The sequence below is a fragment of the Pseudoalteromonas sp. 1_2015MBL_MicDiv genome (assembly GCF_002407505.1).
GTDB lineage: Bacteria > Pseudomonadota > Gammaproteobacteria > Enterobacterales > Alteromonadaceae > Pseudoalteromonas > Pseudoalteromonas fuliginea.
Map to the genome: position 1 here is coordinate 1,147,967 of NZ_CP012737.1, position 15,722 is coordinate 1,163,688.

At 40.8% G+C, this 15,722-nt stretch carries 15 protein-coding genes; 11 read left to right on the forward strand and 4 right to left on the reverse strand.

Annotated features, from left to right (window positions below):
- Positions 1–7: 7 nt before the first annotated feature.
- Complete coding sequence (gene pspF / locus AOR04_RS05160; protein ID WP_096792699.1) at positions 8–1,072, reverse strand: phage shock protein operon transcriptional activator; 1,065 nt, start codon at positions 1,070–1,072, stop codon at positions 8–10.
- A 186-nt stretch (positions 1,073–1,258) separates the two neighbouring features.
- On the opposite strand from pspF, the gene pspA reads away from it, so the two are divergent.
- The 9 genes from pspA to AOR04_RS21685 all read left to right on the forward strand — a co-directional run bounded on the left by pspA (position 1,259) and on the right by AOR04_RS21685 (position 9,201).
- Entirely contained in the window at positions 1,259–1,918 is a 660-nt protein-coding gene (gene pspA, locus AOR04_RS05165; protein WP_007376832.1) for a phage shock protein PspA, read from the forward strand.
- Positions 1,919–1,985: 67 nt separating this feature from the next.
- On the forward strand, positions 1,986–2,219 hold the full coding sequence (pspB, locus tag AOR04_RS05170; RefSeq protein ID WP_008134759.1) for an envelope stress response membrane protein PspB: 234 nt from the start codon (positions 1,986–1,988) through the stop codon (positions 2,217–2,219).
- Entirely contained in the window at positions 2,216–2,617 is a 402-nt protein-coding gene (pspC, locus tag AOR04_RS05175) for an envelope stress response membrane protein PspC (protein ID WP_008134760.1), read from the forward strand. The genes pspB and pspC overlap by 4 nt, the downstream gene beginning before the upstream one ends.
- Positions 2,618–2,680: 63 nt before the next feature.
- Positions 2,681–4,099 (forward strand): YcjX family protein, encoded by a 1,419-nt coding sequence (locus AOR04_RS05180; protein WP_096792700.1) that lies wholly within the window; start codon positions 2,681–2,683, stop codon positions 4,097–4,099.
- Complete coding sequence (locus tag AOR04_RS05185) at positions 4,096–5,121, forward strand: TIGR01620 family protein (RefSeq protein WP_096792701.1); 1,026 nt, start codon at positions 4,096–4,098, stop codon at positions 5,119–5,121. The genes AOR04_RS05180 and AOR04_RS05185 overlap by 4 nt, the downstream gene beginning before the upstream one ends.
- Before the next feature lie 150 nt (positions 5,122–5,271).
- Positions 5,272–6,462, forward strand: a complete 1,191-nt coding sequence (gene megL / locus AOR04_RS05190) for a methionine gamma-lyase (RefSeq protein ID WP_096794085.1) — start codon at positions 5,272–5,274, stop codon at positions 6,460–6,462.
- A 227-nt stretch (positions 6,463–6,689) separates the two neighbouring features.
- A complete protein-coding gene (gene phhA, locus AOR04_RS05195) occupies positions 6,690–7,487 on the forward strand; it encodes a phenylalanine 4-monooxygenase (RefSeq protein WP_008134775.1) in 798 nt (265 codons plus the stop codon).
- 37 nt (positions 7,488–7,524) lie between these two features.
- Positions 7,525–7,869 (forward strand): 4a-hydroxytetrahydrobiopterin dehydratase, encoded by a 345-nt coding sequence (locus AOR04_RS05200; RefSeq protein ID WP_002958326.1) that lies wholly within the window; start codon positions 7,525–7,527, stop codon positions 7,867–7,869.
- A gap of 315 nt (positions 7,870–8,184) precedes the next feature.
- Positions 8,185–9,201, forward strand: a complete 1,017-nt coding sequence (locus AOR04_RS21685) for a hypothetical protein (protein WP_198403008.1) — start codon at positions 8,185–8,187, stop codon at positions 9,199–9,201.
- A 101-nt stretch (positions 9,202–9,302) separates the two neighbouring features.
- Here AOR04_RS21685 and dapD read toward each other — a convergent pair whose 3' ends face one another.
- The 3 genes from dapD to map all read right to left on the reverse strand — a co-directional run bounded on the left by dapD (position 9,303) and on the right by map (position 13,610).
- On the reverse strand, positions 9,303–10,130 hold the full coding sequence (gene dapD, locus AOR04_RS05215) for a 2,3,4,5-tetrahydropyridine-2,6-dicarboxylate N-succinyltransferase (protein WP_002958324.1): 828 nt from the start codon (positions 10,128–10,130) through the stop codon (positions 9,303–9,305).
- 9 nt (positions 10,131–10,139) lie between these two features.
- Positions 10,140–12,758 carry a [protein-PII] uridylyltransferase gene (gene glnD / locus AOR04_RS05220; protein ID WP_007376821.1) on the reverse strand — a complete coding sequence of 873 codons (2,619 nt, stop codon included), beginning with the start codon at positions 12,756–12,758 and terminating at the stop codon, positions 10,140–10,142.
- A gap of 66 nt (positions 12,759–12,824) precedes the next feature.
- On the reverse strand, positions 12,825–13,610 hold the full coding sequence (gene map, locus AOR04_RS05225) for a type I methionyl aminopeptidase (RefSeq protein ID WP_007376820.1): 786 nt from the start codon (positions 13,608–13,610) through the stop codon (positions 12,825–12,827).
- Positions 13,611–13,881: 271 nt separating this feature from the next.
- Between map and rpsB the strand changes: the two genes are divergently transcribed.
- Complete coding sequence (gene rpsB / locus AOR04_RS05230; RefSeq protein WP_007376819.1) at positions 13,882–14,610, forward strand: 30S ribosomal protein S2; 729 nt, start codon at positions 13,882–13,884, stop codon at positions 14,608–14,610.
- Between the two features lie 104 nt (positions 14,611–14,714).
- Positions 14,715–15,566 carry a translation elongation factor Ts gene (gene tsf / locus AOR04_RS05235; RefSeq protein ID WP_008133872.1) on the forward strand — a complete coding sequence of 284 codons (852 nt, stop codon included), beginning with the start codon at positions 14,715–14,717 and terminating at the stop codon, positions 15,564–15,566.
- Positions 15,567–15,722 lie beyond the last annotated feature (156 nt).

Here is a 15,722-nt window from a genome sequence, read left to right on the forward strand (position 1 = left end):
CCTCTAACTATTGTTGATCCAACAAATTGTATTTTTTAAGATAACCACGTAATTGATGATACGTTAAACCAAGTACTTCTGCAGTTTTCTTTTGATTAAATTGGCTATGTTCGAGTGCTTTATTAATCATGTTTATTTCAAAGTCGTTTGAACGCTCTTTTAAACTACACGGAAATTGAATATCAACGGCTATATTACTGTTTGCTTGAGCAATCGGCGGCGCAACAACAATAGGCTCGACATTAACAGTTTGGGCCGCTATAGGTGCTTTAATGCGCGCTTTTGGTCTAAATGGGCTATCGAATGGGTCTAAAATAATCTGGTGAACGGGGATATGTTCACTGCCATGGCGATACAAACTACGTTCAACCACATTTTTAAGTTCACGAATATTGCCGGGCCAATCATAACTAAGCAGTGTTTCTGTTGCGCTTCGGGTAAAACCGCTAAACAGTTCCCACTCTAAATCGCGCGCCATATTCATCGCAAACTGCTCAGCAAGAAGCATAATATCGTCTTGGCGTTCGCGCAGTGGTGGCAGGGTAATTACATCAAAGGCAAGGCGATCGAGTAAATCACTTCTAAATTCACCTTGCTCGGCCAAATAAGGAAGATCTTCGTTTGTCGCACACACTAAACGGGTATCTACTTTTACAGTTTGCTTGCCGCCAACACGTTCAAACTCACCGTATTCTATAACGCGCAGCAGTTTTTCTTGTACCATAGCTGAGGTATTAGCTAATTCATCTAAAAACAGTGTGCCGCTGTTAGCGCGTTCAAAACGACCTTCGTGGCGTTTGCTTGCCCCCGTAAAAGCACCGCTTTCATGGCCAAATAATTCACTTTCGAGTAGGTTCTCGTTAAGCGCTGCACAGTTAAGCTTTACGTAGTTTTGATCCCAGCGTTTTGATAAAAAGTGTAAGCGTGCTGCTATTAGCTCTTTACCTGTGCCGCGTTCACCAATAATAAGTACCGGTTTATCTAAATTAGCCAGTTGCGATACCTGATCTAATACAGACAGAAAGCTATCTGATTGGCCGAGTAAATTATCCTGTTGGCGATATTGGCTCATATTTCCTAACTCTTGGTCATTTTTACTAACTGTTAGTGTATTTCATAATTAGGGAGAACTAAAGAAATTTGTATATTTAGTTTAACTTAATGAAAATAAAGTGTATTTTGTCTTTTAAAAAGTTGGCAAGCATATTGATACTAGTTATAGCAGACTAACTAAGTTTTAATTACAGAGGTAAATGTTATGGGAATTTTTTCACGTTTTGCAGATATTGTTAATTCTAATATCAATGCCATTTTAGATAAAGCAGAAGACCCAGAAAAAATGGTTCGTCTGATTATTCAAGAAATGGAAGATACGCTTGTTGAAGTACGTTCTACATCAGCTAAAACATTGGCTGAGAAAAAAGAAATTGTACGCCGCTTAGATACACTTAAAGCGCAGGTAAGTGATTGGCAAGATAAAGCCGAACTGGCTTTAAGTAAAGACCGCGACGATTTAGCGCGTTCAGCCCTACTTGAAAAGCAAAAGTCGGCAGATGCCGTTGCTTCAGTAGCGAGTGAGCTTGAACATGTAGAGTCTCATATTGAGAAATTACAGCAAGAAGTAACGACACTACAAGAAAAGCTAGCAGATGCGAAATCTCGTCAAAAAGCGATTATACTTCGCCAACGTTCGGCTGAGTCGCGCCTTGAAGTGAAAAAGACACTTGATAGCTCAAAAGTAGAAGAAGCACTTAACCGCTTTGAACGTTACGAAACCAAAATTGATGGACTAGAATCTCAAATTGAGTCGTACGATTTAGGTAAAAAGACGTTAGCGGATGAAATTGCTAACCTACAAAAAAATGAAAAGATAGATGATGAGCTAGCCGAACTTAAAAAGAAGTTAGCTGATAAATAATTTATAAAGGGGCACTTAAAGTGCCCCACTGCTTAAAAACATCAAAACGGATTGTCAGGAGAGGATTATGTTTGATCCAGAGATATTAGTTGCACCATTTATTTTGTTTATGATTTTTGTTGCTCCGCTGTGGCTAATTTTACACTACCGCAGCAAAAAACAAGTAAACCAAGGTTTAAGTGAACACGAACATCGCCAATTACTTGAGCTTGCACACAAAGCTGAAAAAATGGCTGAACGATTAGAAACACTTGAAGCATTGCTTGATCAAGAGTCACCACAATGGAGACGCAAAGTATGAGTGCCAAACGCGAATTATTAAGAGACCCTCAACGCGGTAAAGTAGCCGGTGTATGTGCGGGATTAAGTGACTACTTTAATATGGAGTTATGGTTAGTTCGCATTATATTTGTTAGTGCGGTACTGCTAACGGGTGGCCCATTATTTGTGGTAGCGTATATTGCAGCCTGGTTCATTTTAGATAAAAAAGAGCCCGCAGCGGCGCAAACAAAAAGCTCAACTAAAACTGACGATCCGCTAGAAGTAAAATTTAAAGTATGGCAAAAAGGCGAGCCACCGCGCCGCGCATTGCAAGATTTAAAAGAGCGTTTAACGCGTGTAGATACTCGCCTTCAAGATATGGAGCGCCATGTAACTTCAAGCGAGTTTACGGTGAGCCGTGAAATTAACAAACTTTAAAGGATTTAATAGCACCTTATTTGCAGCGTGATAAATTACGGCAAATTAGGTGCAAGACACTTTATGAGCCAATCATTTGCAAAAAAGACCTTTAAAAGTATTAAAGGCAAAGCACAAAAAGCCCTTCATCGCAGTTTAGATCAGCACGTAAAGCTGGCCGTAACGGGCCTAAGTGGTAGTGGTAAAACAGCCTTTATTACCGCGCTTGTTAAACACTTAACAACCCAAGCTGACGATAAAAACTTACCTTTTTTTGATGTAATGCGCGAGCACCGCCATGTGGCCACTAAAGTTGTGCCGCAAGAGGCGTTAAAAGTCCCTACGTTTAATTATACGCGCGCACTAAATTCATTATTACCCAGCGATGGGATGCCTACATGGCCTGCATCAACTGAGCGGATTAATACGCTGCGCTTGGCAATAAAGTATCTAAGTAATGCAGGGCTGCGCGGCCACTTTTCGCCGCAATCAACGCTTTATTTAGATATTATTGACTACCCGGGTGAATGGCTCCTTGATTTACCTATGCTTGAGCAAAGCTATTCTCAATGGTGCGACCAGCAATACCCGTTATTAACTCAGCCTTCGCGCGTAAACACATCAAGTGATTTTTTAGCGGCCGTAGAGCAACTTGACTTAAACGCTCCCGTTGATGAAAACGCACTTGCTCATATTGCTCAGCTTTATCAAAGCATGTTAGTCGGGCTTAAAAAAGACACCAAACTTGCCATGTTGCAACCTGGGCGCATGCTTATGCCTGGCGACTTACAAGGTGCGCCATTGTTATTGTTTTTTCCGGTATCGGGTAAAGTAAATAGTGACGATGTCGTTGCGGGTTCTAATTTAGCGCATTTAACTAAGCGTTTTAACGCCTATATAAAAGAAGTTGTAAAACCATTTTATAATGAGCATTTTAGGCACTTCGATCGCCAAATTGTACTTGTGGATGTACTTAGTGCGTTAAACGAAGGCCATGAAACACTCCAAGAGCAAAGCAGTGTAATAAACCAATTACTCGCACACTTTAACTATGGCGAGTCGGGCTTTTTTAAACGTTTATTTAAGCCCAACATAGACAAAATATTATTTGCAGCTAATAAATCAGATCATATAAGTGCTAAGCACCATAAAGATTTAGCACTGCTACTTGATTCGCTCGTGCATGAGCAAAGTAATCATTTAAAGTTTGATGGTGTAAAAATAGAAACCATGGCTATGTCGTCAATTACAGCAACGCAGCCGCGCCAAGTTACCGACAAAGGTCAAACGCTTGATTGTATTTACGGTAAACCGTTAAACGAGCCTGATTGGCTTACGTATTTACCGCCGCAACCTCCCTCGCGGATGCTTAATAAAAATGAGTGGCCAGCACAGGGATTTGAGTTTTTATCGTTCTCCCCAATGCCGAGCCCCGATAAACAACTAAAACATATTCGATTAGATCATGTCATGCAGTACCTGCTAGGAGACAAATTAACATGAGTGAGTCAAACCAACCATTTCAAGCAGGGCGTCGTATAGATACGCAAAGCATTGAGCAAAACGAACCCGTTTTAGCACCTGCAAAAATTATTCACCACGGACAAAGTGATTACGAAGAACTTGAAGATGAAGCACTAGAGCCAGAAATAGATCTGGAACCTGTTTATAAAAAGTCAAAGTGGCAAACGCTTAAAGGTGTTTTTGCTCTTAGTTTTATAGTACTGGTGCTTTTAGAATTTGCGTACTCGTTATTATTTGCTTTCGAGCAGTCAATTATTTTAGGCAGTGTTTATTTAACCGCAGTTGTAAGTGGCGTGCTGCTAATTGGGCGCTTATTGTGGCGAGAGTACCGAATGCTGCGCAGTTTAAAGCGTAACCAACTGCACCGAGTTGAAGCCGACAGGCTTTTAAACAGCGAGCAAGTAGGCGGTGCATTACCTTGGCTCGAAAAGCTCAATAAACATCAGGAGCTTGATAACTTTGAAACCTTTAAAAACCAAGTAGCGACGCATCACAGCGACAAAGAAATAATGACGCTGTACGCCAACAGTTTATTAATAACCGAAGACACCAAAGCTAAAAAGCTTATAAATCGTTTTGCGACTGAATCAGCTCTACTAGTTGCCCTAAGCCCTCTTGCGCTGGTGGATATGATGGCTGTGCTTTGGCGCGGTACTAAGTTAATAGAACAAATTGGTAAAATTTACGGCATTGGTTTTGGCTACGCGAGCCGTATAAAACTGTACCGTATGCTGATAAAACAAGTAATGTTTGTAGGCAGTGCAGAGCTTGTATCTGACCTTGCTGCAACTGCACTAAGTGCTGAGCTTTTAGGTAAGCTTTCGGGACGAGCTGCGCAAGGGGTTAGTGCCGGTATTTTTACAGCGCGTATTGGTTACAAAGCAATGGAGCTTAGTCGCCCATTACCAAGGCTTGAAAACAAGCGCAGCTTACTAAAAGGCACTGTGCAAAGCATCGCAGGTAAAATTATGAGCCGTAAAAAGGCGGAACCAACACACTAGATTAGCAGTGGCAATATTTGTGTACAAACGTGCGCTGCATGGTTTTTACACAAATAGCCATCTGAGCATCCGGCATGCTTGCTGTTTGTAAGCGCATACGTTTTGATTGTTGAATCGCAAAAACATAATAATCAAAAAAATGAGCCTACAATGAGCAAGCATCATATAAACACCCAGTGTATTCACGGACCACAAAAAGCAAACGACCCGCACGGCGCACTCACTTCTCCTTTGTATCAAACCTCTACCTTTCATTTTGAAAGTGCCGCACAAGGTGCTGCGCGTTTTGCAGGCGACGAACCTGGCTATATTTATACGCGCTTAGGAAACCCTACAACCACAGAGCTTGAACAAAAAGTTGCTCAACTAGAGAGCTGTGAAGCAGCTGCTGCAACCGCAACAGGTATGGGGGCCGTATCTGCCTCAGTACTGAGCTTTTTATCGCAAGGAGATCACCTTGTTGCCTCAAGTGCTTTGTATGGTTGTACCTTTGCGTTTTTCTCGCACATGTTGCCGCGCTGGGGAATCGAAGTCACCTTTGTTGATATGACCAATGAGGACGAACTACGCGCTGCCATCAAACCTAATTCAAAAATGATATTTGTAGAAACGCCAATCAACCCCACTATGGCGGTTATTGATTTGGCACTCATTGGCGCAGTTGCTAAAGAGCACAGTTTAATTAGTGTAGTCGACAACACCTTTTTAACGCCGCTACTGCAATCACCCAAAAAATACGGTATCGACATTATAATGCACAGTGCGACCAAGTACTTAAACGGCCACGGAGACGTAGTCGCGGGTATTGTATGTGGATCGCTTGAGCACATAACACACATTAAAATGACCGTACTAAAAGACATTGGTGCAACCATAAGCCCGCACGACGCATGGCTAATTAATCGAGGCCTAAAAACACTCGCCATTAGAATAGAGCGCCATTGTCAAAGCGCACAAACAATAGCGCAATATCTAGAAGCGCATCCACAAGTAAGCACCGTATATTACCCGGGGCTTAAATCGCACCCAGGTTATAAGTTTATTGGTAACCAAATGAAAGCCGCTGGTGGTGTTATTGCGTTTGAAATAAAAGGCACACTACAAGATGGCGCACAATTTATTGATAGTATGAAACTTTGTACACTTGCAGTAAGCCTCGGCGACGCTGAAACACTAATTCAGCATCCTGCATCTATGACTCACTCGCCTTATACGCCAGAGGAGCGAGCTGCCGCTGGAATAAGTGATGGGCTGATCAGACTCTCGGTTGGGCTTGAAGATGTTAACGACATTATTAGTGATTTAGACCAAGCTTTTACTAAATTGGTTGTGTGTATTTAATTGTATACACTTAAAAATAAGCTGCAGGCCTTTATTTAAAGGTCTGTATTTTTAATGTGCCAACGGTGTAATTTTAACTTTACGATCTAAGTGATCGCGCTAAATACTGATGTTAGCCTATCTATTAAACTTTTCTTCACTTTTGCATAGTATGGGGTCATTCGATATTCAACAGGTTTGAGTATCACACTGACACCGATTTAGGGCTCACACCCAAGAAGGTACTTATGGCTAAAGCAAGTAAATACACATCCAAAACACCAGACGAAAATGGTGTTATACACTGGAGTGATGAAGAAAATAAAATTTGGTCTGAGCTTGTAGCGCGCCAACTTGCATGCATTGAAGGCAAAGCCTGCAGTGAGTACATGCAAGGGTTAAAAAAGATTAACCTGCCGCACGACCGTATTCCGCAGTTAAGCGAGCTAAACGAAGTGTTACTAGCCACTACCGGTTGGCAAGTTGCACCAGTACCTGCGCTTATCGACTTTGACGAGTTTTTCAGATTACTGGCAAACAAGCAGTTTCCGGTAGCTACATTTATTCGTAGCCGCGAAGAATTTGATTACCTACAAGAGCCTGATATTTTTCATGAAATATTTGGCCATTGCGCCATGCTAACTAATCCTGACTTTGCCGAGTTTACGCATAAGTACGGGCAATTAGGTTACGCAGCGCAGAAAAAGGACCGTGTATACCTTGCGCGTATATACTGGTTTACGGTTGAATTTGGTTTAATGCAAACCGAAGACGGTCTGCGTATTTACGGCGGCGGTATTTTATCAAGCCCAGGGGAGACTCAGTACGTATACTCAAATACGCCAGAAATTAGCCCAATGAATGTGCTTGATGTACTGCGTACGCCGTACCGTATTGATATTATGCAACCACAGTACTACACCATAAATTCGATTCATGATCTGTTTGATATATCGCAAATGGATATTATGACTTTGGTTGAGCGAGCTAAAGAGCTTGGTTTGCACGACCCAAAATTTCCACCAAAAGAAAAATTAGCCAGTTAAATATTAATGCTAAAAAAGCTAAAAGTAAGGATTTAGAATGTCTTCATTAAGTGCACAAAAATGCGAAGCCTGTCATGTAGATGCGCCAAAAGTATCTGACGAAGAGTTAGCGCAATTAATTACTAAAATCCCAGACTGGGTACCAGAAGTACGCGACGGCATTATGCAGCTTGAACGTGTTTATAAATTTAAAAACTTCAAACAGGCTATCGCGTTTACTAACAAAGTAGGCGACATGGCAGAAGACGAAGGCCATCACCCAGGTTTATTAACCGAGTGGGGCAAAGTAACCGTTACATGGTGGAGCCATTCAATTAAAGGCCTACATAAAAACGACTTTATTTGCGCAGCTAAAACAGACGACGTATTTAACGCGCTGTAAACCACATTAATTGAGCAAACCAACAAAAGCGCTTATTTTTATAAGTTCTTTTTTGGTTTGGGGGGCGCTTATCGGTAACGATCAACTCGGCGTTAATTTTTATTACCCACAAAGACTAAAAAAGCTAGCCAAAAATGATCATTTCAATTTTAATGCTTTCGGGGATACTTATTATTCATTTAAACAATAAATTGTAAAAGTATAGAAGCAGTAGCCCAATATATGAATTTACTTATAGCATTCAGTAGAGATCTATTTAGCTGTGGTGCTGAAGGAATGTACTGAACTTACACTACAGTGAAAAGGAATTTTAAATTGAAAGAGCAAGCCTCAGACTTCTCAAAAGTACAAAGCGTATTTACATACAGTATATTCAGAATTTCTTTAATTATCCCCATACTACTTTCAATCGTTTTGCTGTTATTTATTTGGGTAAATGACAATTTGAGCATTACTTGGCCAAGTAAAGAAAGTTTAGATGTTTTCCTAAATTATATGGAAGTCCCTCTATGGGTACTTGGTTCATCTATTCCATTAGGTACATTAGCGGCGGCTAATTTCAGGGCATTACAGTTTCAACAAAACCTCTTGTACCAAAAAGAAAATATCGAAAGGCAAAATTTTGAACACATTATCGACTTGTACCATAAAGAACTTTCGCTTTTTAAAGAAAAATTTGAGTCAATAATCATCAATGGTAAATTTAAAACAATAAAAGGTTCAAACGGAGCTCTTATTTTTACACGATTTTATGAGAAGCCAACTAAAGAAAATTTAAATGTAATTAATCTAAATAAGTTACGTATGGAGTCCGTATTTCATTTTATGACAACTTTTGAAAAAAGCCTTTTCGAACTGGGGAGTAAAACAGCTTCTTTAGAAAAAGAAAATGAGTTTAGAGCTGCGTTTATAGAAACTTTCGGTAAGAACATATCTTCAAGCGAAAAAAAAATACTTTTTAGCAAAATAAATATCTACGATGGAAAAATTTTATTTTTATTAACAGGCATTGAAGAATATCACTTTGAAATTTGTCAGACGTTAGGAATTAAACATTTTTCGATAAGTAGTGAAAATATTATAACTGTAATTTATTCAATATTTGATATTTACGGTTTACAGTCTAGTTTATTCGATGATGGCAATAGTCTATCACCTATGTGCTTTTCAAGTTTAAGGCAGGGTATGTTGTTTGATATATTAGAGCATTGGGTATCCCATAGTAATATAGGCAAGTCACACATAAAAAATGAAGAATATAAATTAAACGACTTTTTACATCATTATCAAATTACTATTCTTACTACTGCAGATAAAACAAAAAAGCCCTAAACCCAAAGGGCTTAGCGCTTTTCTATATACAATTAAAGTTTAGCTAAAACACTTCACTTCAACGTATCGTTGGGTTTCGTTTCACTCAACCCAACCTACGATTACTCATCAATTGAGCGTAGTAGGGCGTTGATGCCTACTTTTTCACGTGTTTGCTTATCTACTTTCTTCACGATAATTGCAGCGTAAAGGCTGTGAGTGCCATCTTTTGACGGTAGTGCGCCTGGAACAACTACTGCCCCTGCTGGTACGCGGCCATAGTGAATTTCGCCAGTTTCGCGGTCATAAATACGAGTGCTTTGGCTGATGTAAACACCCATTGAAATTACTGCGCCTTCTTCAACAATTACGCCTTCCACAATTTCAGAACGTGCGCCAATAAAACAGTTGTCTTCAATGATGGTTGGGTTAGCTTGTAGAGGCTCTAAAACGCCGCCTATGCCAACGCCACCTGATAAATGTACGTTCTTACCAATTTGTGCACATGAGCCTACAGTCGCCCATGTATCAACCATAGTGCCGTCGTCAACGTATGCGCCAATGTTTACGTACGATGGCATAAGTACGACGTTTTTACCTACAAAGCTGCCTTTACGTGCTACAGCGTTTGGTACTACGCGCATACCGCCTTGCTGAAATTGCTCTGGCGTGTAGTCGCTAAATTTAAGTGGTACTTTGTCGTAAAACTGGTTTACGCCGTCGTTCATTGGTTGGTTGTCGCGAATACGAAACGACAGTAAAACCGCTTTTTTAAGCCACTGGTGTACAACCCATTCACCTGATATTTTTTCGGCAACGCGTGCTGCGCCGCTATCAAGTAAATCAAGTGCGTCGATAATGGCTTGTTTTACGTCGCTTGATACTGTGCTTGGGCTAATGCTATCGCGGTTGTCCCATGCGTTTTCGATCATCGTTTTTAAATCTGACATGTGTGTCCTCTATTCAGTTTCGGCGTTGAATTTTTTACGTAATGCCTGATGAATTTTTGCTTGCTCTTCATCAGTCAGCGCTTGGTATTCGTTATTAGATACAACAAAGAAATCCTCTGCACGTTCACCTACCGTGGTAATACGGGCAGCGTGAATGTGTAGTAAATGCGCTTGGAAAACTTCGGCTATTTTGGTTAGTAAACCTTGTATATCGACGGCTTGAATTTCTATTAAGCTACGGTCTTTGCGTGCATGTGGGCGCAACACAATTTTAGGTTTAATATTAAAATCTTTAAAGCGTTGAGAGCGGCTCTTTTTAAAGCGAATTTTTTTACGTGGATCGCTAAGTGCTTGCTCAAGCCCGCGTTTAATTGATTGCGCTCGACCGCTCGCTATTGGGTCGCCACTTACTTCAAGTATGACAAAGCTAAACAGGACGTAACCGTCTTTGGTGGTCAGTACTTGCGCGTGCTGTATTTGTGCTTTTTTAGAGCCAATGACACTCACTAATCTCGCAAATAGTGCACCAGAGTACGGGCTGTATACAAATACTTGTGTACCACCATGCATGGCTTTGTTAGATACAATTACACTAGGTTGGCTTAAATCGGTGCTACTTAATAAATGCTCACTTTGCCACGATATTTGCTGTTCGCTAAAGGCGGTAAAGTAATTGGCTTTAAAGCGACTCCAAATTAAATCAATTTTTTCCTCTTGATAGCCCAAGTTAAGTAGACGTTGTTTAGCTTGGTGCTTTTTATCGCGAATTTGGTCGCGTTGATCCATTGGGTTTTCGAGCCCTAAGCGCAACGCGCGTTGCGTGTGCAAGTACAATTCACGCAGTAGGGTGTTTTTCCAATCGTTCCATAAGTTGTCGTTGGTTGCACGTATGTCGGCAACGGTTAAACAATATAAATAGTCGAGTTGGCGCTCTGTTTTAATACGTGTTGCAAAGTCTTTTATTACAGCAGGGTCGTTAATGTCTTTACGCTGCGCGGTAACCGACATAAGTAAATGGTTACTTACAAGCCATGCTACTAATTTTGCATCAGCCGATGAAAAACCATGTAATTTAGCAAAGGCTATAGCATCAACAGCGCCAAGCTCTGAGTGATCGCCCCCTCGGCCTTTAGCGATGTCGTGAAATATACCGGCTAAATAAAGTAGCTCCGGTTTATCCATGCGAGTGACTATTTCACTGCAAATAGGAAACTCGCTAATGCCTGTTTTATCAAAATATTCGTAAATGTTTTTGATTAATTTGTGAGTGTGCTCATCTACGGTATAAGCATGAAACAAATCGAACTGCATTTGCCCAAATATATTACGCCACTGCGGTAAGTAGGCGGCAAGCATGCCATGTTTGTGCATTAACGTAAATGCGCGTCCCATACCGTTAGGGTGTTTGACTAAGCGTAAAAATGCTTCACGACAGGCTGCATAATCTTGTAAATCACCCAATAAACGACGGCGTACTTGTCGAATAGTACGAATAGTACTTGGGTAAATATGGGTGATTTCGGGGTTGTCGGCGATGTGCTCAAACAATACAAAGAGCTGGTCACGTCTAAAAAATACGGATGGATCTTTTACGCGTATTTGATGGCCAACACGTTCAAAATTTCTGTCGAGTACTTCTACAACATTTTCACTGTTTTGCGGTGAAATGCTTTGCTCAAAATACGAAAGCAGCATTTGGTTAAGCTCGCGTACGCGGCTCATTATTCTAAATAAGCGTTTCATCATACGCTCAACCGAGGCTTTACCATCGCTGCCAAAACCTAAAATTTCGGCGGCTTGGGGTTGATGATCAAACAATAAACGGTTTTCTGAACGCCCTGCAGCCAAATGAAGGGCAAAACGAATGTTCCATAGGTTTTCTAGGCACTCTGATAGCTCTTGAAACTCTTCGTGAGTCAGATAACCGTGGCTAATTAGCTCTTGCAGTGTTTCGGCTCTAAAGTGTTTTTTAGCAACCCAAATGATGGTTTGTAAGTCGCGAAGGCCACCGGGGTTTTCTTTAATGTTTGGTTCAAGGTTATACGCAGTGCCGTGGCACTTTCTGTGACGTAAGTTTTGCTCTTGTACTTTGGCAACAAAAAAGTCGCTAGAACCCCAAACAGGGGTTTCTAGTACAAAGGTTTTAAGTTTTTCGAACTCGATATGGTTGCCAAAAATAAGCCGACTTTCGAGCAAGCTGGTGGCAAAGGTGACGTCTTCACGTTTTTGCTCAATAGCTTGCTCAATGGTACGCACGCTATGGCCAATCTCTAAGTTGAGATCCCACAGCATAGTGACAAACTGGCCTATTTTTTCGCATATTTCTTCACTGGGTTGTTCAGTGACTAAAAGTAGAAAATCAATATCGGAATAAGGATGAAGTTCGCCGCGTCCATATCCGCCCACAGCAATTAGCGCTAAATCAGGTTCGTGCGATAACTCATAAACATGAAAGAGCTTAATTAATAGGCGGTCAATAAACTCAGCCCGGGCATTAATTAAATTCCCAACCGGTTGCTTAGAAAATTCGTTATGTAGCCATTTATAAAAATAGCTAGAACAATCGCGATAATCACTAAGTTGCTCAGCATCGCTAAGCAACTTTTTTACTTTGTTGGGTAATGCCACGTGGGCTGGCTCCTTGTTGAACCTTTCACACGGATAAGGTTTGTCTTATCAAGTGTTTCGGTTTTATTAGTGTTCTATTATCCTGTCGATAGTATCATCCGATCGTAGCGTTAAAATTTCAACACCATTTTCGGTCACTAATAAAGTATGTTCCCACTGTGCAGACAAACTACGGTCGCGTGTTACTACTGTCCAATCATCTTTAAGAAGCTTACATTGGCGTTTACCCGCATTAACCATAGGTTCAATAGTTAAACACATACCTGCTTTTAAGGCTTCGCCAGTGCCGGCTTTACCATAATGCATTATTTGTGGTTCTTCATGAAACCCTGCGCCAATACCGTGACCGCAATATTCACGTACGATTGAGTAGTTAAAGCTTTCTGCATATTTTTGAATCGCTGAGCCAATATCGCCTAAGCGCACACCTGGTTTTACCATTTTAATAGCAAGGTATAAGCTTTCTTGTGTTACTTCTGCAAGACGCTTAGCTTGAATGTTTGGTGTACCAACGTGGAACATTTTAGATGTGTCGCCGTGGTAACCGTCTTTAATGACAGTTACGTCAATATTTACGCTGTCGCCTTCTTTTAATGCTTTGTCATTTGGAATTCCGTGACAAATAACGTGATTAACTGACGTACAAACTGATTTTGGAAAGCCATGATAATTTAATGGAGCAGGGATTGCTTGTTGCACATTAACAATATAATCATGACAAAGTGTATTTAGCTCATCGGTGGTAACACCTGGCACTACATGAGGGCCGATCATTTCAAGTACATCGGCCGCTAAGCGCCCAGCTACGCGCATTTTCTCTATTTCTTCAGGGGTCTTGATAATAGCGCTCATTGAGGCTCCAAAGTTGAGTTTTTAACATTTATCGTCGAACAAATTTTGCACGCGACGTTGAGTATTTAATTTTAATATGGTATAAAGCGCGCCGTCTTTTTACAAATAAATTCTTAAATGATTTTTTGTATTTAAGGCAAACACAATTTGATTTTAACACACACACGTATCGTCACATACACTTGGGTGCATTTGAAGTTTAATTACTTCGGTGTTGGTGCTATGGGATATGTGGAGGCCTAACCCTAAACAACTATAGAGGATCTATAAAATGGCAAATGTTTCAATGCGCGATATGCTTCAAGCTGGTGTTCACTTTGGTCACCAAGCACGTTACTGGAACCCTAAGATGAAGCCTTTCATCTTCGGTACACGTAACCGTGTTCATATCATCAACCTTGAGCAAACAGTACCAATGTTCAATAACGCACTTAAGTTTTTAACTGGTGCTGCTTCAAACAAAGGTAAAGTTCTTTTCGTTGGTACTAAGCGCGCAGCAAGCGAAGCAGTTAAAGAAGCAGCTATTGCAAGCGACCAGTATTACGTTAATCACCGTTGGTTAGGTGGTATGTTGACTAACTGGAAAACAGTTCGTCAATCAATCAAGCGTCTTAAAGACCTTGAAGTACAAAGCCAAGACGGTACTTTCGAGAAATTAACTAAGAAAGAAACGTTAATGCTTAACCGCGAAATGGACAAGCTTGAAAAAAGCCTTGGTGGTATCAAAAACATGGGCGGTCTTCCAGACGCGCTTTTCGTTATCGATGCTGACCACGAGCACATTGCTATCCGTGAAGCTAACAACCTAGGTATTCCAGTTGTTGCAATCGTTGATACTAACTCTAATCCAGACGGCGTTGATTTCATCGTTCCTGGTAACGATGATGCTATCCGTGCTGTAAGCCTTTACACTAGCGCTGTTGCAGCTGCTATCACTGAAGGTCGCGAGAATAACATCGTTGCTCAAGCTGAGAAAGACGATTTCGTTGAAGCTGAGTAATTAGCTGTCATCAAGTCTTCATCTTTTTAAGGTGAAGACTTGCTATTCTTGTAGAGCGGGTAACCCGCTTATCTAAACCAGATTTCAGATTTGAGGATTTACTAATGGCTGTAACTACTGCCCTAGTTAAAGAATTACGCGAGCGCACAGGCGCTGGCATGATGGATTGTAAAAAAGCGTTAACTGAGACTGATGGCGACATCGAGTTAGCGATTGAAAATATGCGTAAAAGTGGCGCTGCTAAAGCTGCTAAAAAAGCAGGTAACATTGCTGCTGAAGGTACTATCATCATCAAGCAAAATGCGGGTGTTGCAGTACTAGTAGAAGTTAACTGTCAAACTGACTTCGTTGCAAAAGACGTAAGCTTCTTAGCATTTGCTAACAAAGTTGCTGACGCTGCAATTGCTGACACAATCTCTATCGAAGACTTACAAGCTAAGTTTGAAGAAGACCGTGTTGAGCTAGTTACTAAAATTGGCGAAAACATCAACGTACGTCGTATACAGTACGTAACTGGTGAAAACCTAGTTGAGTACCGTCATGGCGATCGTATCGGCGTTGTTGTTGCTGGTGTTGCTGATGAAGAAACACTTAAGCACGTTGCAATGCACGTTGCTGCATCTAGCCCTGAATACTTAACACCTTCTGATGTGCCTGCTGATGTTGTTGAAAAAGAAAAGCAAGTACAAATCGAAATCGCGATGAATGAAGGCAAGCCTGCTGAAATCGCTGAGAAGATGGTTGTTGGTCGTATGAAGAAATTTACTGGTGAGGTTTCTCTTACTGGTCAAGCTTTCATCATGGAACCTAAAAAATCTGTTGGCGATATTCTTAAAGAGAAAAACGCAACAGTTACTAGCTTCGTACGTGTAGAAGTTGGTGAAGGTATCGAGAAGAAAGAAGAAGATTTTGCTGCTGAAGTTGCTGCTCAAATTGCTGCAGCTAAAGGTCAGTAAGATTAACTATTTGTGATGCAAAAGGAAATTAGATGCAATTAAAGTACTATTTGGTTTTGCTTCACAGCTAGAAATTCTTTAAAATAACCGCGCTTTTATGTTTAACATAAGCGCGGTTATTTTTTATCCATAATTCAATAAAAGTTGGCCCCAATA